Annotated in this window: 18 protein-coding genes; 7 read left to right on the plus strand and 11 right to left on the minus strand. The window is 57.7% G+C overall.

From position 1 onward, the window contains the following. Positions 1 to 102: 102 nt before the first annotated feature. From J3U88_RS24635 to J3U88_RS24650, 4 genes are all read right to left on the minus strand, one after another. Positions 103 to 1,071 carry a DUF1573 domain-containing protein gene (locus J3U88_RS24635; RefSeq protein WP_207861660.1) on the minus strand — a complete coding sequence of 323 codons (969 nt, stop codon included), beginning with the start codon at positions 1,069 to 1,071 and terminating at the stop codon, positions 103 to 105. 227 nt (positions 1,072 to 1,298) lie between these two features. Then, entirely contained in the window at positions 1,299 to 2,321 is a 1,023-nt protein-coding gene (locus tag J3U88_RS24640) for an NADP-dependent oxidoreductase (RefSeq protein ID WP_207861661.1), read from the minus strand. A gap of 106 nt (positions 2,322 to 2,427) precedes the next feature. Then, positions 2,428 to 2,931 (minus strand): methylated-DNA--[protein]-cysteine S-methyltransferase, encoded by a 504-nt coding sequence (locus J3U88_RS24645; protein ID WP_207861662.1) that lies wholly within the window; start codon positions 2,929 to 2,931, stop codon positions 2,428 to 2,430. Then, a complete protein-coding gene (locus tag J3U88_RS24650) occupies positions 2,931 to 4,295 on the minus strand; it encodes an AlkA N-terminal domain-containing protein (protein WP_207861663.1) in 1,365 nt (454 codons plus the stop codon). The genes J3U88_RS24645 and J3U88_RS24650 overlap by 1 nt, the downstream gene beginning before the upstream one ends. Before the next feature lie 765 nt (positions 4,296 to 5,060). On the opposite strand from J3U88_RS24650, the gene J3U88_RS24655 reads away from it, so the two are divergent. Then, on the plus strand, positions 5,061 to 7,340 hold the full coding sequence (locus J3U88_RS24655; RefSeq protein WP_207861664.1) for a TonB-dependent receptor: 2,280 nt from the start codon (positions 5,061 to 5,063) through the stop codon (positions 7,338 to 7,340). A gap of 26 nt (positions 7,341 to 7,366) precedes the next feature. On the opposite strand, the gene J3U88_RS24660 is transcribed toward J3U88_RS24655, so the two are convergent. Genes J3U88_RS24660 through J3U88_RS24675 form a run of 4 tightly spaced genes read right to left on the minus strand, consistent with a single transcriptional unit; the run spans position 7,367 to position 14,914 of the window. Beyond that, positions 7,367 to 10,498: an efflux RND transporter permease subunit gene (locus tag J3U88_RS24660; RefSeq protein ID WP_207861665.1), complete on the minus strand. Its 3,132-nt coding sequence runs from the start codon at positions 10,496 to 10,498 to the stop codon at positions 7,367 to 7,369. Then, positions 10,495 to 11,862 (minus strand): efflux RND transporter periplasmic adaptor subunit, encoded by a 1,368-nt coding sequence (locus J3U88_RS24665; RefSeq protein WP_207861666.1) that lies wholly within the window; start codon positions 11,860 to 11,862, stop codon positions 10,495 to 10,497. The genes J3U88_RS24660 and J3U88_RS24665 overlap by 4 nt, the downstream gene beginning before the upstream one ends. Beyond that, a complete protein-coding gene (locus J3U88_RS24670) occupies positions 11,859 to 14,261 on the minus strand; it encodes a TolC family protein (protein ID WP_207861667.1) in 2,403 nt (800 codons plus the stop codon). Before J3U88_RS24670 ends, J3U88_RS24665 begins: the two co-directional genes overlap by 4 nt. Next, positions 14,258 to 14,914, minus strand: coding sequence for a TetR family transcriptional regulator (locus J3U88_RS24675; protein ID WP_207861668.1), 657 nt, complete (start codon positions 14,912 to 14,914; stop codon positions 14,258 to 14,260). Before J3U88_RS24675 ends, J3U88_RS24670 begins: the two co-directional genes overlap by 4 nt. A gap of 162 nt (positions 14,915 to 15,076) precedes the next feature. Between J3U88_RS24675 and J3U88_RS24680 the strand changes: the two genes are divergently transcribed. Together J3U88_RS24680 and J3U88_RS24685 are read left to right on the plus strand one after the other, a co-directional pair. After that, complete coding sequence (locus J3U88_RS24680; protein WP_207861669.1) at positions 15,077 to 15,220, plus strand: hypothetical protein; 144 nt, start codon at positions 15,077 to 15,079, stop codon at positions 15,218 to 15,220. A gap of 29 nt (positions 15,221 to 15,249) precedes the next feature. Next, on the plus strand, positions 15,250 to 16,818 hold the full coding sequence (locus J3U88_RS24685) for a sensor histidine kinase (protein ID WP_207861670.1): 1,569 nt from the start codon (positions 15,250 to 15,252) through the stop codon (positions 16,816 to 16,818). Here J3U88_RS24685 and J3U88_RS24690 read toward each other — a convergent pair. Beyond that, positions 16,815 to 17,363 carry a hypothetical protein gene (locus J3U88_RS24690; protein ID WP_207861671.1) on the minus strand — a complete coding sequence of 183 codons (549 nt, stop codon included), beginning with the start codon at positions 17,361 to 17,363 and terminating at the stop codon, positions 16,815 to 16,817. The two genes, J3U88_RS24685 and J3U88_RS24690, sit on opposite strands and share 4 nt — an antisense overlap. A gap of 713 nt (positions 17,364 to 18,076) precedes the next feature. On the opposite strand from J3U88_RS24690, the gene J3U88_RS24695 reads away from it, so the two are divergent. The 4 genes from J3U88_RS24695 (at position 18,077) to J3U88_RS24710 (ending at position 20,395) form a co-directional block, all read left to right on the plus strand. Further along, positions 18,077 to 18,718: a tetratricopeptide repeat protein gene (locus J3U88_RS24695; RefSeq protein WP_207861672.1), complete on the plus strand. Its 642-nt coding sequence runs from the start codon at positions 18,077 to 18,079 to the stop codon at positions 18,716 to 18,718. Between the two features lie 241 nt (positions 18,719 to 18,959). Beyond that, the gene (locus tag J3U88_RS24700; protein ID WP_207861673.1) at positions 18,960 to 19,628 is read left to right on the plus strand and encodes a DUF3592 domain-containing protein; all 669 of its coding nucleotides are present in this window, start codon (positions 18,960 to 18,962) and stop codon (positions 19,626 to 19,628) included. Positions 19,629 to 19,660: 32 nt separating this feature from the next. Then, entirely contained in the window at positions 19,661 to 19,939 is a 279-nt protein-coding gene (locus tag J3U88_RS24705) for an IS3 family transposase (protein ID WP_207861674.1), read from the plus strand. Between the two features lie 21 nt (positions 19,940 to 19,960). After that, positions 19,961 to 20,395: an integrase core domain-containing protein gene (locus tag J3U88_RS24710; protein ID WP_207861675.1), complete on the plus strand. Its 435-nt coding sequence runs from the start codon at positions 19,961 to 19,963 to the stop codon at positions 20,393 to 20,395. 253 nt (positions 20,396 to 20,648) lie between these two features. Here J3U88_RS24710 and J3U88_RS24715 read toward each other — a convergent pair whose 3' ends face one another. After that, a complete protein-coding gene (locus tag J3U88_RS24715) occupies positions 20,649 to 20,996 on the minus strand; it encodes a hypothetical protein (protein WP_207861676.1) in 348 nt (115 codons plus the stop codon). Positions 20,997 to 21,417: 421 nt separating this feature from the next. Next, complete coding sequence (locus J3U88_RS24720) at positions 21,418 to 21,756, minus strand: hypothetical protein (RefSeq protein ID WP_207861677.1); 339 nt, start codon at positions 21,754 to 21,756, stop codon at positions 21,418 to 21,420. Between the last annotated feature and the right edge of the window lie 38 nt (positions 21,757 to 21,794).

Consider the following 21,794-nt stretch of genomic DNA (forward strand, 5'->3'; position numbering starts at 1 on the left):
TTTAACCCAAAACCACCAGGCCGGACAGGTGCCTCAGAGCGGGACCGGAAAAAGAAAAGGACGACCCGAGGGCCGTCCTTTTTTGAAACCAAAGGGATTTGCTTAGTTCACGCTGCCGCGAATGGGGATCACCAATTCAGGCATGGTTTCCAGGTCGGTTTTCAGCGTGATTTTGCCTTGGAACTTGCCTTCCTTGGCGGATTCGGTCAAGCGAACTTTGAGTTTCTTAACACCGTCGATGTCGTCTTGAACCTCGGTGGAAACAAAACCCACATCGGATTTGCTTTCCAACACTTTGAACTCTTGGTTCTGTTTGGGGGTCAAGGTGATGGTGGTTTCGCGCGCTTCACCTTTTTTGGAGTTAAAGAAAAAGACCGAGCGCGGGGTGGCGTGAACCGGCTGGGCGATGCGGGCGTGAACGCGGAAGAAACCTTCTTTCACTTTTTCACCGTTGGTTTTGAAGGCGATCTGCGCTTGGGCGGACTGACGGTCGGCGGGAATGTCGCTGCCTTTAACGGAAGCGATGATTTTCCACTCTTTGTCGTTCACGCGCACGCCTTCCAGCTTAACGAAGTCGTCGGTGGACTTGATCTCAGAGATTTCGAGGTTGTCCAATTGGCGCGAGCTGATTTTAACCTCGCGGGTGACCACATCGCCGTTGCGGGGTACGTCGGGGATGGACACGAAGTTGGGGCTGATGTCCAATTCGGTCGCGATGAAGGTTTTGATGCGCAACACTTTTTTGGGTTCGCTGCTGTCGTTGGAGGTGACGGTGACGGTTTTGGTGATGTTGCCGCTAAAGCGCGAGGAGTTAAAGGTCACCGGAATCACGCCGGACTCGCCTGGCTGATAAGACGCTTTATCGGGTTTCACGGTGGTACAACCGCAAGAGGCTTTCACGTCGGAAATTTCCAAAACGGCGTCGCCGCTGTTGGTGAATTTAAAGTCGTGGGTGACTTTATCGCCTTTGTCGATGGTACCGAAGTCGTGTTCCATTTTTTCAAAGGTGATGGCGGGGCCCGCGAACAGGGGCAGCAAGCAACAGAGCGTAATCAAGCAGTGTTTCAACATGGGGTGGACCTCGGAGAGTAATTAATGGTGGAAAGCTGATGCTTCGAAACCGGTATCGAAACCAACGACGTTCGTTTCGATACCGGGAGGGAAGGACCCTTTCGCGTTTGTAAGCCTAGCAAGGGCGCCTTCCCCACACGTGCCTCTACGGTTTGAACAATGTGTGAGTTTTGTCAAAGTTAATAGAAACAGATGGTTAGCGTTTGAAAAGACCGCGACTCAGCGGGTTATTTCGGCAAATCCGAGACCTGAACCACCAGTTTCCCGATATTGCGGCCGGTGAACAGGTAGTTCACCGCGGTGGGTGCTTCTTTGAGCCCTTTGACCACGTCCACCTTGTACTTCAGCTTGCCTTCCGCCAGCCAGGTCGCCATTTCGGCGATGGCGTGGGGGAATTGCGGGATGTAGTCGAGGATGATGAAACCCTCGAGGCGGGCGCGTTGCATCAGGATTTGCGCGAAGTGGTAGGGACCGGGCACCGGTTCATCGCTGTTGTAGTTGGCGATCAGGCCGCACAGGACGATGCGGGCCCGCATGTTGATTTGCGTGAGAATGGTGTCGAGAATTTTGCCGCCGACGTTTTCGAAGTTAATGTCGATGCCGTCGGGGCAGGCCTCGGCGATGGCCTTGTCGAGTTCGGTCGTTTTGTAGTTCACGGCCGCATCGAAGCCGAGGTCGTTGGTGAGCCAGTTGCATTTTTCGTCGGTGCCGGCGAGGCCGACCGCGCGACAGCCTTTAATTTTGGCGATTTGACCGACGAGGGAGCCGACCGCGCCGGCCGCGGCGGAGACAATCACGGTTTCGCCTTGCTTGGGTTGGCCGATATCGAGCAGACCGAAGTAGGCCGTCATACCGGTTGGTCCGAGCACGCTGGTCCAGGCGTCGAGCGGGACGGGCAGGTCGCTGGGGATTTTGGTCAGTTGTTGCGCGGGCAGGGTGGCGTATTCTTGCCAGCCCCACATGCCGGAGACGATGTCGCCGGGGGCAAAGTTGGCGTGTTCGGAGGTTTCCACAACGCCGATGGCGATGCCGCGCATGACGTCGCCGACCTGGACCGGTTCCATGTACTGGGGCATGTCGGTGATCCAGATACGGTTGGTGGGGTCGAGGGAGAGGTAAACCGAGCGAACCAGTACTTCGTCTTTCTCGGGTTGGCGGACCGCTTCCTCATGCCAGGAAAAGTCGTTTTCGTCGATCATACCAACCGGCCGGTTTTTCAGGCGCCATTGGCGATTGATGGGTTGAGACATACAAAAAGCTCCTCATGTTTTCGGTAGATCGGCCCTACTCTACCGCGAAATCTCCGCGTGTGGGTATGCTTTGTCACGCGGCTCGTGACCGTCAACCAATGATGCCCTATTGAAAAAGAAGGCCTTGTGCTTCTTCGACCGGGTTGGTCTTGGTGGTTGGTTTAAGCGTGACGCCTTCGTGGTTGAGGAGCCAGGATTTGCGGTCGAGGCCGCCCGCGTAACCCGTGAGCGTGCCGTTGGCGCCGATGACACGGTGGCAGGGGACGATGACGGCAATTGGGTTGCGGCCGTTGGCGGCGCCGACGGCGCGCACCGCTTTTGGATTGGCGAGGCGGTTGGCGATGTCGCCGTAGGAACAGGTTTGGCCGAAAGGGATTTGGTTGAGTTGCGACCACACCGCTTGTTGGAAGGTCGTGCCCGCGGGGGCGAGGGGTAGCGTGAATTCGCGGCGGGTGCCGTCGAAATATTCCGCGAGTTGGGTGACACCGGCTTGGGTGAGTGCGTTGGGGTTGTGGCCGGTTGGTTCAGCGAAGGTGACCGCGGTGATGCCTGCATCGTCGGCGCGGACCCTGAGTGGGCCGAGTGGGGTGTCGAAGCTTTGTTCATACATTAGTACATGCTCCAGAGTTGCATGGTGAGGTAGCTGCGCCAGGGTGCGGCGCGGTTGGGGTCGAGGTCGGGGGTGTGTTGTTGAACCACTTTTTTGACGCCGAGGTCGCCGCCGAGGAAGACATCGGGATCGCCGCGGCCGCGCAGTTTGGCGTAATTGACCGTCCAGGGGCCGATACCTTTGAGGGCGAGCCAAGCCTCGGGTTGGTCGGGTTCCGGGTGGGTCAGGTAGTGGTGGGCCAGGGTTGCCAGGGTGTTTTTACGGGATTGCGGCATTTTTAGGAAACTGAGGTCGGCCGCGGCGACGGCCCGGGGAGTTGGGAAAAAACGTTGGCTGCCTTGGGTTTCACCGAGGGTCTCGATCAGGGTACGCACCAGTTTTTTGGCCGCCACAACGGTCACCTGTTGGCCGAGCACCGCGCGCACGCCCGCCTCGAACATCGTCCACTGGCCGGGAATGCGCAGACCTTGTTTGAGCGGGAAGGGTTCGGGGAGGCATTCGCGCAGGGTGGCGAACACGGCTTCGCTGTCGACATCCAAATCGAGCAGGCGGCGGATGCGTTGGATGGTCGGGCGCAACGCCTGTAAATCGTCCAGTTCGATGCTGACCTGGAATCGGTTTTTGGTGGGCTGGTGGATCGCGTGGAAGGAACCGGTGACGCCGTCGTGTTGGAAGGTGCGGCGGTAGCTGTTTGCGTCGCAGGCATCGAGGCCTTCGATGGTGCGCGCGGCCAAAAAGGGTTGAACTTGGTCCCAGTTGTAGGGGGGCCGGTAGCTGAGATCGAGTTGGATGGTTTCGGATGCCGGGTTGGTTTGGCGGCGCACCTGGGTGGGGGTGAGTTTGAGGTTTTTTTGGAAACAGTCGTTGAAGCGGCGCACGCTGTTAAACCCGCTCGCGACCGCGACTTGGTGGATCGGGAGTTGGGTTTGGTGTAGCAGTTGTTTGGCGAACAGACACTGTTGGTAGAGCGCGTAGGTTTTGGGGGAGAGGCCGAGGTGTTTTTGAAACAGTTGGCGCAGGTAGCGGTCGCCGACACCGAGGCGCTCGGCGAATTCGGGCAAATTTTGATCCTGTAAATCGCCACGGTGGATCAGGGCGATGGCGCGGCTGAGGGTGGTGTCGACGCCGTTCCAAACGGCCGAGTTGGGCGCGCAATCGGGACGGCAACGCAGGCAGGGGCGGAAGCCGGCTTGGGCGGCCTGGGCGGCACTGGGGTAATAACGGACATTTTCTTCCTTGGGGCTGGGGGCGGGACAGATCGAGCGGCAATAAATGCCGGTGGTGAGCACGGCGGTAAAAAATTGGCCGTCGAAGCGCGCGTCGCGTGAGCGCCGGGCGCGTTGGCAGGTGTGCGGCTGAAGCATGGCTGTGTTCCTCGTTGGTGTACAGTGTCGGGGCCCGCCGACCCTTTGAACTATAAACCCGTCTTCGTCACGAGGCCGGCCATATTCGGAACTGAACCTTCCGCGCGGGTGCCCGCTCGGGCCGATTGCGGGTACAAAAGGCCGAAGAGGGCGCAAACCAAACGCAAAAGCCGGCGCGAACCAGTAGGTACCCCGCCATGGAGGGTACAACCCAACCGAAAAACTAGCGCGAATCGGAAGGGACGCCGGCGTGGACCGCGCAACCCAACCGCAAAAACCGGCGAGAACCGGAAGGGACGCCGGCGTGGACCGCGCAACCCAACCGCAAAAACCGGCGAGAACCAGAAGGTACGCCGGCGCGAAGGATACAACCCAACCGCAATAGCTGGCCCAACCAGGATGGTACGCCGGCGTGCAAACCGGTGGCACGGCAACGCCGTGCAGGATTTCAGCCCATGGTAGGGACCCGGCGCGAAGCAGGCGGGGCCCTACCATGGGTTAGCTAGAACAATTTAAGGTGCGCTGTAAGTGCACCGGAGCAGTGGACGGGGAAGATGTTCAGACAAAGCCTTGCGGATGACAGTCACCTGAAAAGCGTTGCCTGATTAGAGCCTTGCAAGTGACCGTCTTCTACAAAATATTGAGAATAAAGCGATTCCATCAATTTTTTTTGCGCCCGAAGTCTTGTGTTAGGATGTTTTCTGTCGGTGCTTTGCCGCGGTTTGTCGTTTTTCGGCTGATTTCGCCCTCAGGAGGCATGCTGTCATGCGAGACTTTGGACCCTTCCAGTTGGTCGCCTCATTCGTTTTTGCCCTCTCTTTTTTACCCCTTGCCGCCCAAGACACCGAGGTCTCGGAAGAGTTCGACGTGCTCGAAGAAATCACCGTCACCGCCCGCAAACAGGAGGTACGCCTTCAGGAAGCCGCCGTTGCCATCAGCGCCGTCGACGGCATTCAGCTCGACCAAGCCGCGGTCACCAAACTCGACGACTTCAACAGCTTCGTCCCCGGCCTGCACATCAGCAAAAACGACGGCGCCGGCCGTGTGGTCGCCATCCGCGGCGTCGGCTGGGAAACCGCCCAAAACCTCAGCACCCAACCCGGCGTCCTCATTTACATCAACGGGGTTTACCTGGCCAACCCGCTCGCGCTCGGCCTACACCTCGGTGACATCGAACGCATCGACGTCCTGCGCGGCCCGCAAGGCACCGAATACGGCCAAAGCGCCACCGGCGGCGCGATCAACATCATCACCAAAAAACCGGAGCTAGGCCAAACCAACGGCACCCTTGAACTCCAAATCGGCGATTACGCCTTAATCAATGGTCGCGGTCGGGTCAATGTCGCACTCGGTGACAAAGCCGCGCTCGCCTTCTCGCTGCAAAGCACCCAACGCGACGGTTTTGCCGAAATTAGCGGCACCGAGCTGGACGGCTACCAACTCGACGACGCCGACAGTGTCACCGGCAACCTCGCCCTTTCTTTCCAGCCCAACAGCGCGGTTTCCTTCGACCTGGTCGCCTCCTGGCAAGACTCGGATCAAAACGGCGCGGCCCAAAAACACATCGACGATCCCAACCGCGACCCACGCCGCCTCACCCAGGATTCGCCCAGCACCTTCGCCCTCGAGAACATGCACCTCTCGGCGGTGCTCGAATGGCGCACCCCCTGGCGCTTCTCCTTTAAATCGCTCACCGGTTACCAAGACCTCGAAAAGAACCAAACCCTCGACGGCGACCGCCTTACCAGCGAACTGACCTCGGTCAACCTCACCGGCTTTTTCCCCGCCAACTTCGATTACCTGCCCTACTGGGACAACAAAAGCAAAGCGGTCAGCCAAGAGTTCAACCTAACCGGCAGCGGTGAAACCCTCGATTGGGTGGTCGGCCTGTATTACCTCGACCACGAAAATGACAATGATTTCCTCGAAGCGGTCGGCCCCGGTCGCGTCGAAGACTTTAGCGAGGTGCTCGACAACCCCTCGCCCGAAAACCTGCCGCCCTTTCAAGCACCCCTCGAATTCGTCGAAACCCGTGTGCTAACTCGCGAAGACAGCGCGGCCTACGGCCAAATCACGAAACGGTACGGCGAAAAAACCGCGCTCACCCTTGGCGCGCGCTACCAACGCGATGAATCCGAGGACGTCGCCACCCAGTTCTGGTTCAACGACAGCCGGCAAGTCCTGGTCGACAAAGAATGGACCTGGAAAGTGGGCCTCGACTACCGCGTCAACGCCGATCACTTCCTCTACGGCTTGGTCTCCACCGGCTGGAAAAACGGCGGCAACAATCCCGGCGCCCTCAACGGTGCCCTCCAGGTGCCGGTCCAGTTCGCGCCCGAAACCCTGACCGCTTTTGAAATCGGCAGCAAAAATCAGTTCCTTGGCCGGCGCGCCCGGCTGAATCTGACAGCCTTCTACTACGACTACGAAGATTACCAATTCATCCAAGAAGATCCGGTACCCTTTGCCGGTGGGACCGGAAATATCCCGGCGGTGACCATCTACGGGTTCGAAAGCGAATTCAGTTGGTTGCTCAACGACCGTTGGCGGCTGGACGGCCATGTCGCCTTCCTCGACGGTGAAATCGACAGCGATTTGGTGACCCTCGATACGGTGGATTTCCTCAACTCCGGCTTCGGCCGTTTTACCGAAACCGGCGTAGCCGACCGGGCAAGCCTGAGCGTGAATCTGCGCGGCAATACCCCACCCAAGTTGGTGGAACAATCCGGCCGCCTGCGGCTGGCCTATCAGGTGCCTTACGACAACGGACGGTTCCTGCGGTTCGGCGCGGAAGGCCTTTATCGCGGCGAGTACCAGTACCGCGTGTTCAACAACCCGCTGACGGATCGGGTGCCTTCCTACAGCATCTTCAACACCTTCGCCATCGTGGAGACCGGCAAAATCGCCGCGACCCTGGCCGTAACCAATCTCGGCGACAAAGACGGCGTTAACGCGCGTTATTCCAACCCCTTCGGGTTACACACCACCAGCGATGAGTTCATCCCGCCCCGCCAAATCACCCTAAAAGTTCGCTACAACTTTTAGGGCGCTCGGCAAAGGCGGGAAGGCGTTTAGGTCGTCGGATTGGGCGTCGGCATGGGCATTGGTGTCTCGGGTGCCGGCGCGGGTTCGTTGCGGTAGACGATGGTGAACAGCGTGGGCACCACTACCAGCACCAGTACCGTCGACGCCGCCATCCCAAAGATCAAGCTGATCGCGAGTGGGATCATGATTTGCGCCTGCATGCTGGTTTCGGTCAGCAGCGGCATCAAACCGGCGATGGTGGTCAGTGAGGTTAGCAGCACGGCGCGGAAGCGATCCCGCGCCGCCCCGCGCGCGGCCTCGATGATGTCCTGTCCCTCGGCGCGTCGGTTTTTGATGAAGGTCACCAGCAGGATCGAGTCGTTGACGACGACCCCCATCAGCGAGACAAACCCCAGGGCGCTGGGCATGGTGAAGGGGTAACCCATCAAGAGGTGCCCCCAAATCGCGCCCACCAAACTCAGCGGAATCGCGCTCATCACGATCAAGGGTTCGCGGTAGCTTTCGAACTGGAAACTCAGCAGCACAAACACCGCGGTCAAACCCAAGATCATGCCGCGCATCAGCGAGCTGCCGGTATCGCCGGATTCTTCCGACTCACCTTTAATCTTCATGGTCAGGTCGGGGTAGTCCGCTTTGAATTGCGGCAGGAACGCGCTTTTAAGGGTGCGCATCAGCTCGGCCACGTTGGCTTTGTCCGTATCCACATCGCCGGTAATGGTCAAGCTACGGCGGCCGTTCATGCGGTTGATGCGGCCGTAACCGCGCCCTTCCATCGAGACCTCGGCGATGGCGGTGAGTTGGGTTTGGCGTCCGTTGGGGAGGGTGACGTAGAAGGACTCGAGATCGGTGATGCTGTTGCGGTCCTCTTGGTCGAGGCGCACGTCGATTTCATAAGTCTCTTGGTTGACCTGAATCTCGCGCGCGGTGCGGCCGAAGTAGGCGGTCCGCAGTTGTTCCGCCACCGACGCCGCGGTGATCCCCAACCCGTAAGTTCCTTCCTTTAAACGCACTTGCAGCTCGGGTTTGCCAGGCTTGAGGTCGTCTTTGAGATCGGCGACACCGACGAAAGTGTCGAGGAAGGATTGCAGTTGATGGGAGGCCGCTTTCATGCGGTCCAGGTCCTCGCCCGCGATCTGAATCTCAATCGGATTGCCCGCCGGACCCAGGTTGGGTTCCGTGTAGTTGATTTGCAGGACGTCCGCCGGTTCACCCGTTTTGGCGCGCCAGCGGTCCTTGAGTTCGTTGAGCGTGCCGACGCGGGTTTCCGCGTGGAGTAAGTCCAGGCTGACCGTGGCCACGTGGGTCCCGGAGACCCCGGCGTCCGCGTTTTGGTTGTACTGCACGTTGATGTGTTTGACCAGGTTTTGGCCGTCGGGTTGCACCGCTTTGTCTTCCTCGTTGATTGCTTTGATCGCATCAACGAGTTTGGCGACGACCGCCTCGGTTTTCTTGAGCGGCGTGCCTTGGGGCAGCAGGACGCGGGCCTCCAAAACCTCACCGTCGATGCTGGGAAAGGCTTGGAATTTGAGAATGCCGCCCGCGAACATCGCGAGGGACCCGACAAAGACCGCGATCACCAAACCCAGCGTCAGGTAACGGTAGTGAATCGCGCGGTCGACCAGGCGACCGACCACTTTTTCGCGTAGGCGCTCAAAACCCGCGTCAAAGCGTTGCCGCCAGGGTGGGACCTTGAGCGCGTTGGGATGGCTCATCGAGTGGGCCAGGTGGTTGGGCAGGATCAGGAAGGCTTCGATCAGGCTGACGAAAATGACCACGATCAACACAATCGGCATCACGCGCAGGACCTTGCCGAGGTTGCCGGAGAGCATCGTGATCGGCCCGAAAACCGCGATCGTGGTGATAAACGAGGAGATGACGCCGGCTTTGACCTCGGACACGCCGTTGATCACCGATTCCATCGCATTTTCGCCTTTGCGCAGGTGGGTCGCCACGTTTTCCGCGATCACAATCGCGTCGTCCATCAACAGGCCCAGGGCCAGCAACAGGCCGACCATGGTGATCATGTTAATCGTCATGCCGATTTGGGGGAGGATGAAGAAGGCGCCCAGGAAGGAAACCGGCAAACCCATGGTCACCCAGAAGCTGAGGCGCCAGTTGAAAAACAGCCACAGCGTGAAAAACACGAGGAGCAGGCCTTGCCACGCATTTTTGATCAGCATTTGCAGGCGGTCGCGGGAAATCGAGGTCAAATCGCGGGTGATGGTGAGCGTCACGCCGTGGGGTGCCTGGGCTTGTTCGGTCTCCACGAATTGCGTGACGCGGTCGTAAATGGTTAAGGCGTCCTGGTTGGTGGTTTTCTCGATTTTGAGCATCGCCGCGCGACGGCCGTTAAACAACACCTTGGCTTCATCCAAATCGAAGCGGTCGCTAATGGTGGCAATGTCGCCGAGGCGTACCTCGCCCCCGTCGCGGTTGCCCGCGATGACCAGGTTCCGCAATGCCTCGGGTCGGCGGCGTTCCTCCATCAGGCGCACCACCAGGTTGCGTTCGTCCGTTTCCATCGTGCCCGCGGCCATGTCGAGGCTTTGACCCGCGACGCGGTCGGCCAATTGGCTGGGGCTCAAACCCAACGACAGCAGGCGCGCCGTCGGCACCTCAATACGCAATTGGTGGTCGGAAAAACCGCTGATCGAGACCAGCGAAATGTCCGGCAGTTGTTGCAGGCGATCCTTGACCATCTCGCTGTAGGCCTTGAGGTCGGTTTCGTTGAGGTCGCCGGTCACCGCGATGGACACCACCTGTTGTTTGTCGCCCGAGGTTTCGATGATGGGTTCCTCGACCTGGTCGGGAAAATCGTTGATGGCTTCGATCTGGGTTTTGACCTCGCCCAAAAAGGCTTGGAAATCGGCGTCTTCCTCGGCTTCCACCGTGATCACACCCACCCCTTCTTGGGCTTTGGCCGTGACTTCTTTGACGTAGGCCACCCCGTCGACCGCGTCTTCAACCCGCTGGATCACCGCTTCTTCCACCTCGCCGGCCGTGGCGCCGGGGTAGGCGATGGAGATGTTCACCAGCGGGACGATGAAGTTGGGAAAGGTTTCCCGTTGCAGGGTGGGAATGGCCACCAGACCCATGATCAGGAGCATCGCCATCAAAAGGTTGGCCGCCGTGGGGTGTTTGGTAAAAAACGAAATCATGGCTGAACCCCCTGGGCCGCAACGTATTGTTGGATGCGGTCGCGGTTGTCGGTGTCCTCGCTGGGATCCAGCAGCATGCCCACCGCGGGGACCTCGATGTCGCTGAGCACGACGCGGTCGCCCTCGCTCAGGCCCGCCGCGATTTCGGTGTAGCCGTCTTGGGTTACCCCGCGTTTTACCCTGATGCGTTTGAGTTGATTGTTCGCGTCGGCCAAAAACAGTTCATTGCCGTGCAGCGCGCTTTCGGGTACCAAAAAGCCTTGGCGCGGGCGGCCTTTCACCACCACCTTGCACAACATGCCCTTGACCAAGGGCGGGCGCACGCCGGGTTTGGCGTCGCGGTAGGGTTCGTTGACCGTGACGATCACGCCGAGCATGCGGGTTTCGGGGTCCAGCGATGCGTCGAAGCGGCTGAACCGCGCGGGCCAGGTATTTTTGATGCGCCCTTCCAAGCTGACTTCCGCGCTGAGACCCAGTTGATTGAAGATTTGCGGGGACGGCGTGAAGTCGATGGGTCGGTTGCTCGCGCCGTGGGGCATCAGCCCGTGCAGTTTTTCCATCACCAACCCCGTTTTGATTTCCGCCGCCGCCAAGTTACTGACCTCGGCCAGCACGTTCCCGGCAAAAACCGCCTGACCTTCTTCGATCTTTTTGCTGTTAATGCGACCGTCAAACGGCATGCGAATTTCGGTTTGGGTGAGGCGGCGTTCGCTGTCGGCGACCTGGGCCGCGTATTGTTTTTGCTGGGCTTCCAGTTGGCGGCGCTGGGTGGGGATCGTGCTCAGTTGGTTTTCCAAATTCTGCACCGAAATGCGACCGCGCACCAATTCGCTTTCGGCTTGGTCCATCAGGGTTTCGGAGATCGAACCCTCTCCGGCGAGGGACAGGTTGCGGCGGAAGTTGCGTTCCTGCAGCGCCAAACTCTTTTTTTCCAGCTTGAGGTTGGCCTGTAAGTTCTGTTCTTCCAGGTTGAGCTGCTGCAAGTTGGCCACAATCGATTCGTATTGGGCTTGGTTGCGGGTCAGCGCGATTTCGTATTCGCTTGGGTCGATACGGAACAGAACCGTACCCTCCGCCAGGAGTGAGCCCGCTTTGACGTCGGGGTTGAGGTACACCAAACGCCCGCCGACCTCCGCCACCGCTTGCCATGATTTGTCGGGTTCCACCGTGCCGTAACCCGCCGCGGTGGGGGTGAAGGTGACCGGCGCGGCCGTGAGCACGCGAATCGCTTTGCCGACCACGTGGGTTTCTTCTTTTTGCGGCGCTTTTCTGCCGCCGACCATCCACACCAAAAGGCCGAGGGCCAGCACCACCGGCGGGAGTACCGCCCATTTAGATTGAAGACGTCTTGTTGTTTGGCTCATGGTGTGGCTCCTTGTAAGTGATTGACCGGTCCGGTCTTTTGCGAATCGGGGCCGGCGGGATCCAGCCACGCCGGTGCGCTTGGGTTGTTTTGCAGAATGGGGAAGTCGTTGACCGCCGCTTGAAGTTGGAAGAGCGCGCGCAGGTAGGCGTAATGGGCGAGCGCCGATTGGCGGCTGCCGGCCAATGCCTGTTCCTGGGCCTCGAGGAGGTCGAGCAGCGAGGCCGTGCCTTGCTCGTATTTGCCGCGTACGATGGCCAGGCTTTGGGTCGCCCGTTGCGCCGCGCGTTCGGCCGGCGCGATTTTGCGCCAGTTCGCCTGTACCTGGGCCAGGTTGTTGGCCACGCTCGTGGCCACTTGATCGCGTCGGGCCGCCAGTAACAAGTCGCCCTCGCGGACCCGCGCCCGGTTTTGCGCGAGCTGGTGGAAACGGCGCCCCCCGTTAAAGACTTGGTAACTTGCGGCCAGCGAAACCGTCCAAGTGCCCTCCGTGTTGGCGCCGAACAGGCCGCCGTTTTCACCCGCGAATTGCTGATCCAACACGTCCTGGTAGGCCGCCGAAAGGGAAATGCTCGGCATGAACAACGACTTGAGCGAGGTATCGTAGGCGACCCCGGCCAGTTTGCGTTGCAACGCCTGCTGTTCCAGGTCGGGCGATTGTTCCGCCGCGATCTGGGTCAACCGTGTCTGAAGCGCGGCGGAGACGCCCTGCTTGAGCTGCTCCGTCCAGCGGGTTTGGTAGAACAGCGTGTTTTTCCAGGGGTTGGTTTCGCCCACGATCCATTGGGTGTCGTCGGCGCCCAGCAAACGGGTTAACTCGTTGCGGGCCGTTTCGTAGGCTGAACGGGAATCGTGCATCGACGAGAGGTTTTGCGCTTCCTGCACTTCCCAGCGGAACACTTCCTCGCGGCCCGCCGCGCCCAAGCTCAACCGCGATTGGGCGGTTTGCAAATGGGAGCGGGTCAACTTGAGGTTCTCGATGTTGATTTCGTGCAGCGCTTTTTGCGAGAGCACGTTCAAATAGGCCGCGGCCACCTCGTTGATGACATTGCGCGTGGTGGCGTCGTAGCCGGCTTTGCTGAGATCCTGTTCCAGCGCCGCGCTCCGGCTTTGGTTAAAGGTCGTGACGTCCCACAGTACCTGGCGCGCCTGCACGGAGAAGTTGGTTTGTTCTTCCGCTTGGAAACCCGCCGCGACTTGGGCGTTGTCCGCGTCATTTTGCTGCCAGGAGGCGCTTGCCTCGATTTGGGGGAGCAGCGCGCTTTGGCCGATACGGCGGCCGGCCTTGGCTTGGATCACCTGTTGTTCCGCCGCGGCGACATCGTAGTTGTGGTTCAAGGCCGCGGAAACCGCCTCGTTCAGGGTCAGCGGCGTACCCGTTTCCAGGGTGTCCGGGTGCAGCACGTCGGCTTGGAGAAACCAGCGTTCGTCGCGTTTCAAGCCGAGCTTGGCCGCGGTTTGGCCGTTGAGGCGCGGTTGTTCGCGGGCTGCCACATAAGCGGGCAGGTCCTCGGGCAGGCTGCCGCTGCGCCAGTCCTCCAGGTGATCGGCCAAGCGGCGTACCGTGCGTTCTTGCGGGGAAACCAGCGCCGCGGCAAAGGCACCGGCCGTCACGTCTTCGCTACCGTAACCGGAGAACACCGCGTAACCCTCCGCGGCAAGCTTGAGGTGGAGGTTCTGCCGTTGCGCCCGGCTCAAATGGGGGAGCAGCGCGCTGTATACCGCGCGTTGGGTTGGGTCAAGTTGGGGCGGATCGGTCCCGTCGACCGGGACCACTTGGGTTTCGATGCCCAGCTTTTGGCCCGTGCGCTGAATCGCTTCGCGGAGCTTGGGTTCCTGTTGTGTCCAGGACGCGTCCACCAAAATCTGGACCTTGTCGAAACCGACCATCGTGGAGAAGGTGCGCAGGTCGCGTTCCAGCCGCGGCGCGCCGACAGCCAGGGCCAACCGCGCCTTACCGCTGCGACCCAGGTCGTTGTAGCCCACGCCGAGGAGGGCGGCATTGCCGCCCATCGCCGAGAAAACCGGTTTGGTGAGCTGCTGTTCCGGTTGGGTCACCAGGTGGGCAAAGCGGCTGCCGAGCAATACCAAGGCATCCACATCGGCGCGTTTTTCCCATTGGCGCCATTGCTTTTCCAGTGCCGCGGGGGAAACCGTCGCTGGGACCGGTTCGACCACGATTTCAAACAGCGCCGTTTGATTCGGCTGGTCGGTGGTTGGTCCGAGGAGGCCGCGTACGTCCATTTCACGACGAATCTGCGCCGCCAACGCGGCACCGTCCGCATCGACCGCGGCAATCAGCACGCGGTGCCGCGTTTCACGGGGCGGCTCGCCGGGCGGTTCACCAAAAAGGGTCCCGCTCAGGAGCACCGCGAGCAGGGCAAGGGGGGTTTTGATCATGGGTTCTCCTCCCGCGCGGGTAAGGCGAACCCGCTGAGAATCTGGTCTTCAACAAAACCAACAAACTTTTCAAAGTCGACACTGTCCTCGGGAATGGGGAAACCCGGCAATTCGCTGCCGACGTGCCGCTGCCGCGTGGGCAGGGTGAGCTGGAAAAAGGCGAAGCTGGAAACGATGTGCATGTAGGCCCAGCCCGCGAATAACTTTTTGAACAACCCCTGTTCGTGGCCTTCCTGAAGGATGCGGTTCATTTCCATCAGTGCCATGAGGGCGTGGGCGGGGGGCTTGAGATCTTCAATAAAAGCTTTGCGGCCGTCGATCAGCAGCAGTTTCGGCAGTTGTGGGAACTCGGCAATCAGCGAACCCATCGCCCGAATAAACTGCCGTAGCTGCTGATCCGGTGGATCACCGCGCACCACGGCCTGGCTAATTCGCGCGATAAAGGATTCGGAAAAGGCGTCGAGAATCGCGCGAAACAGGCGGGCTTTGCTGCCGAAGTGGTAATTGATCAGGGCTTTGTTGACCCCCGCCCGTTGGGCGATTTCGTCAACACGGGCACCCGCAAAACCGTGCTCGGCAAACACCATGCGGGCGTGGAAAAGGAGATTGGCGCGTGTCTCGGCGCTGTTGCGCGTGTCTTTGGGGGGATTCACCGGCGCCTCCGTCAAGAATTAAATCATTGTTTTAAACATATGTTTAAAACGTTTGGTTAAATTTAGGCACGCAAACCCCATCCGTCAAGCTGATGCGTGTAACGATTTGTAACTTTTCCGCTACAATGGGCTTGTTTCCCAATTCCCACACAGGAGTGCGCCATGGTCCGCGATGAACTGAAGAACCGGGGTTACGACAAAGAGGCCGAATACTTCAAACGTCAGGAGCAAGAAGCCCTGGAGAAACTGCGGCAGAAACAGGCCGAGAAAAAAGAAGAGAAGCCGGACGAGCAGCAAGCTGAATAAGGTTTGCGCGGAAGGAAATCGGTCGGCGAATGATGGTGTCGCTTTCAAAACCCAACACATTTAGACTGGGTCGCTTGCTGATCCTGATCCTGATGCTGGCATGCCCGTTTTTTGTGTGGCAGAGCTGGCGCAATCAGCAGGAGAGTTTGGCCAAAGACGCCAAGCTCCGTGCCGCCTTCCGTCAGGAATGGCAAAACCTACTGGCCGAGGTACTGTGGCGGCGTTTCGTTACCGACCGCGGCCAACGGCCCGCCAAGTTGTACCGCGCCCTGCCGGATCAGCCGTTGCAGGGTTTGCCGCCGTTTATGAGCCGCGAAGCTTTTGTTGAGAAGTTGGGCGTGGCGCCGGGCGCAACCGGTTTGCTGCCCGAGGACATGCGCCGTCTGCTGTGGTCGGATCAGCGCTTTCCCTCCGGCATGCCCCAAGCCTATGCCGGCATGGTGGAGTTGTTGCGCGGTCCGCTGCAGGGTGTTGGTGAACGCGATATCAACCGCTTGTACGCGGTGGCGCGGCGTTTTGCGACCGGGGAAGGGGTTTCGCGACCGTTTTTCACCCTGCTTTTGGAGCGCTTGCCCAAGCCGTGGCGCGAGGTGTTTGTTTTGCAGCGGCGGTTTTGTGCCTTGGAGAGCGCGGCCGAGCCGGACGTGTTCCTGGTTTCCTTTCAGCACAACGGCGGCGACTATTTGGATGCCTATTCCGCCGCGGAGGTGGATCAAATCAATCGGGCACTCAGCGCGCTCAACCTGGATCTTGCCCTATCCCTAGCACCGCGTTGGGCCCGCTACGACGACCTCTGGCTAACCCTGGCCCCGCGCCGGTTACCGGCCCACGAGCAACTGCGCCGCGCGCAAACCGTGCATCTGTTGATGGTGCTGTTTGTGGAGATCATTCTGCTCGTGATTTACCTGTTGATTGATCAATACGACAAAATCCACCGCTTCCAGCAGCAGTTGTTGGCCGCCACCAGCCACGAATTGCGCACGCCGCTGGCCGTCATCCGCCAGTTCGCCGAACTGCTGCAAAAGAAACGCGATCAGTTCCCGGCACGGGTGCAGACGTACCATCAATTTGTGCTGCGCGAGAGCATGAAGATGCAATTCATGGTGGAGAATTTGTTGCGTACCGCGCGGTTTGAGCACCTGCACCTGCGCCCAAAACCCTCGTCCTTTGCATTAGGGCCCTGGTTAACGGAATGTATCGATGTGGCGCAACAGCTCGACGCCGCCTGGACCGTTGCGGTGGGCGATTTGCCGGAATGCACCGTGTTTTGGGACGCGGGCATGATGGAACAGGTGGTGATGAACCTGCTGGACAACGCGCGGGTCCACGCCAAAACCGATGTGACCGTGCAGGTGTCGCTGACCGACAACGGGCGGGTACGGTTGGCCGTCCGTGATCGGGGCGCCGAGGTGGATGTGGTCGCCATGCGCCGCATCCAAGCGTTCAAACGTTCGGATCATCCCGACACCGGTTTGGGTTTGGGCCTCTATTTATGTGCAACCATCGTCAAAGGCCACCAGGGCACCCTGCAATTCGAGGAAGCCGACCCGGGCTTGCGCGTCACCATCGACCTACCGCAACGAATTAAGGAACGCTAACCCGCGTCGGCCGTGGTTTGGCCCGATTCGCCGGCCGCCGTCTCATCCAAAACCGTTTTGAGCTCTTCGATAAAGGTGTCGTCAACCGGGCCGAGCCAGTGTTTCAGGATGCGGCCCTCATTACAAACCGCGTAGGTGGCGATAACCTCGGGATCGCTGAGGTTTAAGCGGTTCATGTAGTCGGGGACATCGACATATTGGGTCACGATACGTTGGCGTTGGTGGGGATCCTTGATGCCGGAACGCATGCCGCGGTAAATCATGTACTTTACGAATCGGCTCACTTTTTTGACCGTCGGCAGCTCCACGTAGTCCAAGCTAGGATGCTGTTCCTTCAGCGGTTCGAGCGCCGTAACCCACTGATCCACCTGTGGCTGTTGCTCCTGTTTAAAAGCAACGAAAATAAGGGTGACCGGGCGATCCCATTCGGCGAACTGGACCTGCTCACCGTTCAAATTCTTGCCTTCGAAGTGAGGAAAAGCTTCGGGCGCGGTCGGTACCGTCATCTCACCGAGGCTCAAACAAAGTAAAAGCGAAACCAACATAAACGGCCCTCCAAGGGTGATGCGGCCTCTTCCGCGATGGGGTTGTGTGCGAAGGCCACGCTCCATGTGTACCGCGGAAAGGGATAGCTGACAAACATCGTGCTTTGCTTGGTTATTCGCGCGGCCGGCATTTTTGGATGCGCCTGGCTGAAACGGTGGTGAAGGTCACGCATTTGCAGGAGGTTATCCAGAAGGTGAAGGGTTACCAAAAGGTGAGCCGCCGGTGAAAGCGCGGGCCGGTCTGGCCGGCAATGTCGTGGATGACGCCCCTAAAAAGAGGCACTAAAACCCTATGTATTAACCCCTCTTTTTACTTTTTGAGCGCTCCTAAATAAGGGGTGTTGTTCACGCTGTTTTGTTGTTCGGCGTGCGTGGCTGTTACCTAAGAAGCGCGATAAGAGCGAGGGATTTTGGCTAAAGATCTGGAGCGAAATGGTTTGGGAAATGCGGAAGCGCACCCATTGGGTGCGGTGAGCATTTTCACAGACCGTTGCAGCCCAGAGGTTTAGCTAAAATCACCGCGAGTTATCGCGCTTCTTAGGTGTTACCGAAAGCGATGGTTCCCTTCTTTCTGCCGCGGCGTTCGCGGTGTTTGGGAGCCGTTTAAAAATGGCACGATTGAAGGTGAGCCGGCGCCGGTGGGTGTATAACCTCTTCTCGAGTTACCAAATGTTCCGTTAGGTTAATTCGAAGTAACGCGATAGGGAGATATTATGAAACGGATGATCTGCTTCGTTTTGGTGGGTTTCTTTTTAAACGGCTGTGGCGAGACGGCGACGGATCTGGCTAGAAATGGCTATCGCGCCCTTGATCAACATCAATTCCAAGAGGCGGCAAGCTACTATGAGGAAGCCTTAACCCTTGAACCCGACGACCAAGATGCGCGGCTTTGGCTCGCGTGCGCCTACATCGGCTTGGGTCGCCATGAACGCGCCTCGGCCGAAATCGCCGCCTTCAAAAAACATCGCTTCTATGACGCGATCATCCTGGCCGGATTTCTCAAGCACCAAGAATTGGCGGATCTCGAAGGTGTCTATTCTAATTCACTGATGGCGGCCGCCTACTTGCGCAGAGGGGTCGATTACACTTGTGACGCGCATTTTGATGAAGCCATGACGAACTTTGAAACAGCGCGCCGCTTCGACCCCAAGGACGGCATGATCGATTTTCAAATCGCCCGGCTCATCGTCGAAACCCAGCCGGAGGTCGCGGTTTTTTACTTAGAACGGGGATTTTCTAAGCGGCATCAAGGAAACAGTTACCTGGAGGATCATCCCCAATTCGAACAGCTTGAAGGCTATGAACCTTTTGACCAACTGCGTGTTCGTGTTTTGGGGAAACAAGCGCGACCGTAGTTTTTATTAGATGTTCGCTTTGGGGCGGCGAGGACGATAAGCATGTGAATCGTCTCTTTTCACTGCTGCATGACGCCCGATTTTTTAATGGTTTTTCAAGGGGGAGGCTATGCGCAAGCCGATAACGGACCTGGGATTGGTCCCGCGCGCACCGCGTGTGTTCAAGACCAAGGGATTGTGGCGAAGCTTTCCGGTCTCCTGGGTTGGGGGTTGGGTGTGTTTGGCGATGGGAGGCGTTTTCTTGACGGTCCTGATCACCATCCAACTGAAGAGCCGACCGGGCCACCTGTTTCCCGACGTTACCATCGACGCCGACGTCCGTTCAGCGCCGGGTCGCGTGCTTGAGATCACCAGAAAAGCGAGCGCGAAAGGGCGCCAATCCGATACCTTTCGCATTGATTTCATCTTTCGCGATGAACAACAGGTGGAACACGAGGGGTACAGTTATGCCAAACGGTTCCGGATCCCCGCGGAAGAACACGTAACGATTGAATATTCAGCCTCTGAGCCCTGGCTATCGCGCGTCAGCGGCTCGCACGCGGCTGGTATTCATGCTGCTGTTTTTATTGTTCCGGTCCTCAAACTTTGGATCGGTTTGGGGCTGCTTTGGTATGCGTTCGCAAGCATTGCCATTCGGAAAAAACTTTTGCGAGAAGGGACGCTCGCGACGGGCAACATCACCGAGGTCGACCACAACACATCGGTTAAGGTTAACGGGATGAGTCCGTGGCGAATCCGTTATGTGTTTGAGGACAAGGAAGGCGTCGCCGGCAGCGGAACCATCATGACCTTTCCCAAAACGCGGTTGTCAACCGAGCCTCCGGCCGAGATCGGCACCCCTTGCGTGGTTCTCTACGACCGAAACCAACCCGAACGGAACACCCTTGTCATGGAAGGCGATTTTCCATAATTGCAATGCCCACGTCGGAACAGGACGTTGCCTTGGTGCGGCGTTTGGCCGAGGAGAAGCCAAGCTGGGGTTACCGGCGGCTTGTCGGGGCGCTGCATCATCTCGGTGCCTCGTTGTCAAAAAACACCGTGGCGCGGATTTTGGAAGACGGCGGCTTGAGGCCGGCCCCGAAACGAACGCGATCATGGCGACGATTCTTGGAACAGCAAGGGGCGAGCATGGTGGCTGCCGACTTTTTTACCGTGGAACTGACGCGGGGTTGGGGAATACAGCGCGTGCATGTCTTGGTGATGATGCACCTGGCCTCGTAACGCATTCACATCGCCGGAATTGTGGATGAACCGACGCAGGCGTGGTTGGTTCAGGTCGCCCGCAACGAAACGGATGAAGTAGAGGGCTTCTCGAAAGAGGGCGCCTATGTGATTCATGATCGGGCGACGGTTTTCGGTGACCGATTTAAGCAAAACTTGGCGGGGGCTGAAGTGACCACGGTGAAGCTTCCGCCTCGATCACCAAACCTGAACGCACATGTGGAACGCGTGATTCGGAGCATTCGCGAAGAACGCCTGGATCGGTTTGTGATTTTCTCCAAAGGTCAGCTTGATTACCTGTTGCGTGAGTACGTCGCCTTTTACAACGAGGAGCGTCCACACCAAGGCCTAAAGAATCGGCTGGTGTCCGGCAAGCAGGGCAAATCAGAGGGAAGGATCAGGCGACGAACCCGCCTGGGCGGTCTGCTCCGTTTTTATGATCGCGTTTCAGGTTAGGATCCTCGTGGATTTGAATCGAAATCCAAGTCCGAAGTGCGTCCAAATAAAACCTTCTGAACGAAAAATAGGCCTCTCACCGACAAGATAATCGGCAATTCCCCATGAAACGAACCGTTGAATTTTTTTGCGAGAAGCGGAGTTTGGTGAAGATTGGCGGCGTGTTTATTTTTGGGACACTACGGGATTTTTGTTCGAGTAGGTGGCGTGGTAATTTTTTGTACACTACGGCTGCCGCATTGACACTACACAGTTAAAGGCTGTAAGTATTAGCGTTTAGTATATCCTTAAGTATTAAACCGAGGCTGTCAATATCGCCGTCTTCAGACTGTAATATGGAGAGATAGTCATTTTTTAGATTGACAATTAGTTCATTTCCATCTGTTGTAACTGCAAATTTGAGATATCCAAGTTTTGGGTTGTAGTTTTCTTTGCAAGTTACGTCTAGAAAGTATTGTATTTCCAGTATGAATTCAACGTTGTTAAATTTTAGTCCGATAGGAGGTGGTGCTATTGAAAATGTACCTTCTAGAAAAGTTTTTAAATCTTCTGGAATGGGTGCTCCTGTGAGAAGCTTGAGTTTATTGAAATGAATTTCCATAAAAACTCCTTTAATTATGGTTCTGGGTAGGCCGTGAAGAATTTTCCTGTGGCTGGGTCAAACCTAACTACTGCACTGTCAACATATCTCGCAGAGATAAGGTCCCCTGTTGCTGTGAGTTCTTAGGTTTTCAACGCTAATTCCAATATTCCGATTAAATTGAACTGAAATCCTCGTTGCACTGGTTCTCCGATTTTCCAAGATAGCACGTCTCAGAGTGAGGTAATGATCTTTGTGAGTCAAAAACTTGCTTGCCTTTTTTGTTGGGTTGCCTGGCAATCCTGTGCCAGGGTTAGGGTAATGGATATTTTGAACTCTTCTGTATTGGCTAAGCGCGGTGGTTTGCGCTCCATGTTTTTGCAAGGAGTGGACGTTGGAAGTTCCAAAATGTCGTTCTAGGAACGTCAGTCTTTTCAGAAAATCATTCTCTGTAAGTGTGGGAATGAGTTTTTTGTTCTACATTAGGGGCTAGTTTTTCACTAGTTATCGGTAAGGAAAGATTTGGACTCATGTTTGAATTCGGTGGTCCTGGATCAATTCGTAATGGTGCTGCTGCATCTCCAATTCCCGAACTCAAAGAGAAAGAAGAGGAGGTCGGGAATTCGTAACGACCCGTCTGAGGGTTAAACACAAGGTCTATTACTTTGTTTGAATGCTCAATTGCATCGTCTCCATGCTTCACAAAGTCATCAGCTAGCACTAATCCTTTTCCTGCTCTTCCGAAGGGGGAAACTTCAAGTCCAGCGAAAATGTAATCCAAATCGTTTACTTTTGTATCGCCTGTACGATGTGCATCGA

The sequence above is a fragment of the Acanthopleuribacter pedis genome (assembly GCF_017377855.1).
GTDB lineage: Bacteria > Acidobacteriota > Holophagae > Acanthopleuribacterales > Acanthopleuribacteraceae > Acanthopleuribacter > Acanthopleuribacter pedis.

What these genes read in the sequence shown, in the direction of transcription:
- J3U88_RS24660 (WP_207861665.1), bottom strand. Translation starts at nt 10,498, where the DNA reads ATGATTTCGTTTTTTACCAAACACCCCACGGCGGCCAACCTTTTGATG.
- J3U88_RS24655 (WP_207861664.1), top strand. Translation starts at nt 5,061, where the DNA reads ATGCGAGACTTTGGACCCTTCCAGTTGGTCGCCTCATTCGTTTTTGCC.
- J3U88_RS24685 (WP_207861670.1), top strand. Translation starts at nt 15,250, where the DNA reads ATGATGGTGTCGCTTTCAAAACCCAACACATTTAGACTGGGTCGCTTG.
- J3U88_RS24665 (WP_207861666.1), bottom strand. Translation starts at nt 11,862, where the DNA reads ATGAGCCAAACAACAAGACGTCTTCAATCTAAATGGGCGGTACTCCCG.
- J3U88_RS24715 (WP_207861676.1), bottom strand. Translation starts at nt 20,996, where the DNA reads ATGGAAATTCATTTCAATAAACTCAAGCTTCTCACAGGAGCACCCATT.
- J3U88_RS24695 (WP_207861672.1), top strand. Translation starts at nt 18,077, where the DNA reads ATGAAACGGATGATCTGCTTCGTTTTGGTGGGTTTCTTTTTAAACGGC.
- J3U88_RS24650 (WP_207861663.1), bottom strand. Translation starts at nt 4,295, where the DNA reads ATGCTTCAGCCGCACACCTGCCAACGCGCCCGGCGCTCACGCGACGCG.
- J3U88_RS24635 (WP_207861660.1), bottom strand. Translation starts at nt 1,071, where the DNA reads ATGTTGAAACACTGCTTGATTACGCTCTGTTGCTTGCTGCCCCTGTTC.
- J3U88_RS24645 (WP_207861662.1), bottom strand. Translation starts at nt 2,931, where the DNA reads ATGTATGAACAAAGCTTCGACACCCCACTCGGCCCACTCAGGGTCCGC.
- J3U88_RS24640 (WP_207861661.1), bottom strand. Translation starts at nt 2,321, where the DNA reads ATGTCTCAACCCATCAATCGCCAATGGCGCCTGAAAAACCGGCCGGTT.
- J3U88_RS24680 (WP_207861669.1), top strand. Translation starts at nt 15,077, where the DNA reads ATGGTCCGCGATGAACTGAAGAACCGGGGTTACGACAAAGAGGCCGAA.
- J3U88_RS24670 (WP_207861667.1), bottom strand. Translation starts at nt 14,261, where the DNA reads ATGATCAAAACCCCCCTTGCCCTGCTCGCGGTGCTCCTGAGCGGGACC.
- J3U88_RS24690 (WP_207861671.1), bottom strand. Translation starts at nt 17,363, where the DNA reads ATGTTGGTTTCGCTTTTACTTTGTTTGAGCCTCGGTGAGATGACGGTA.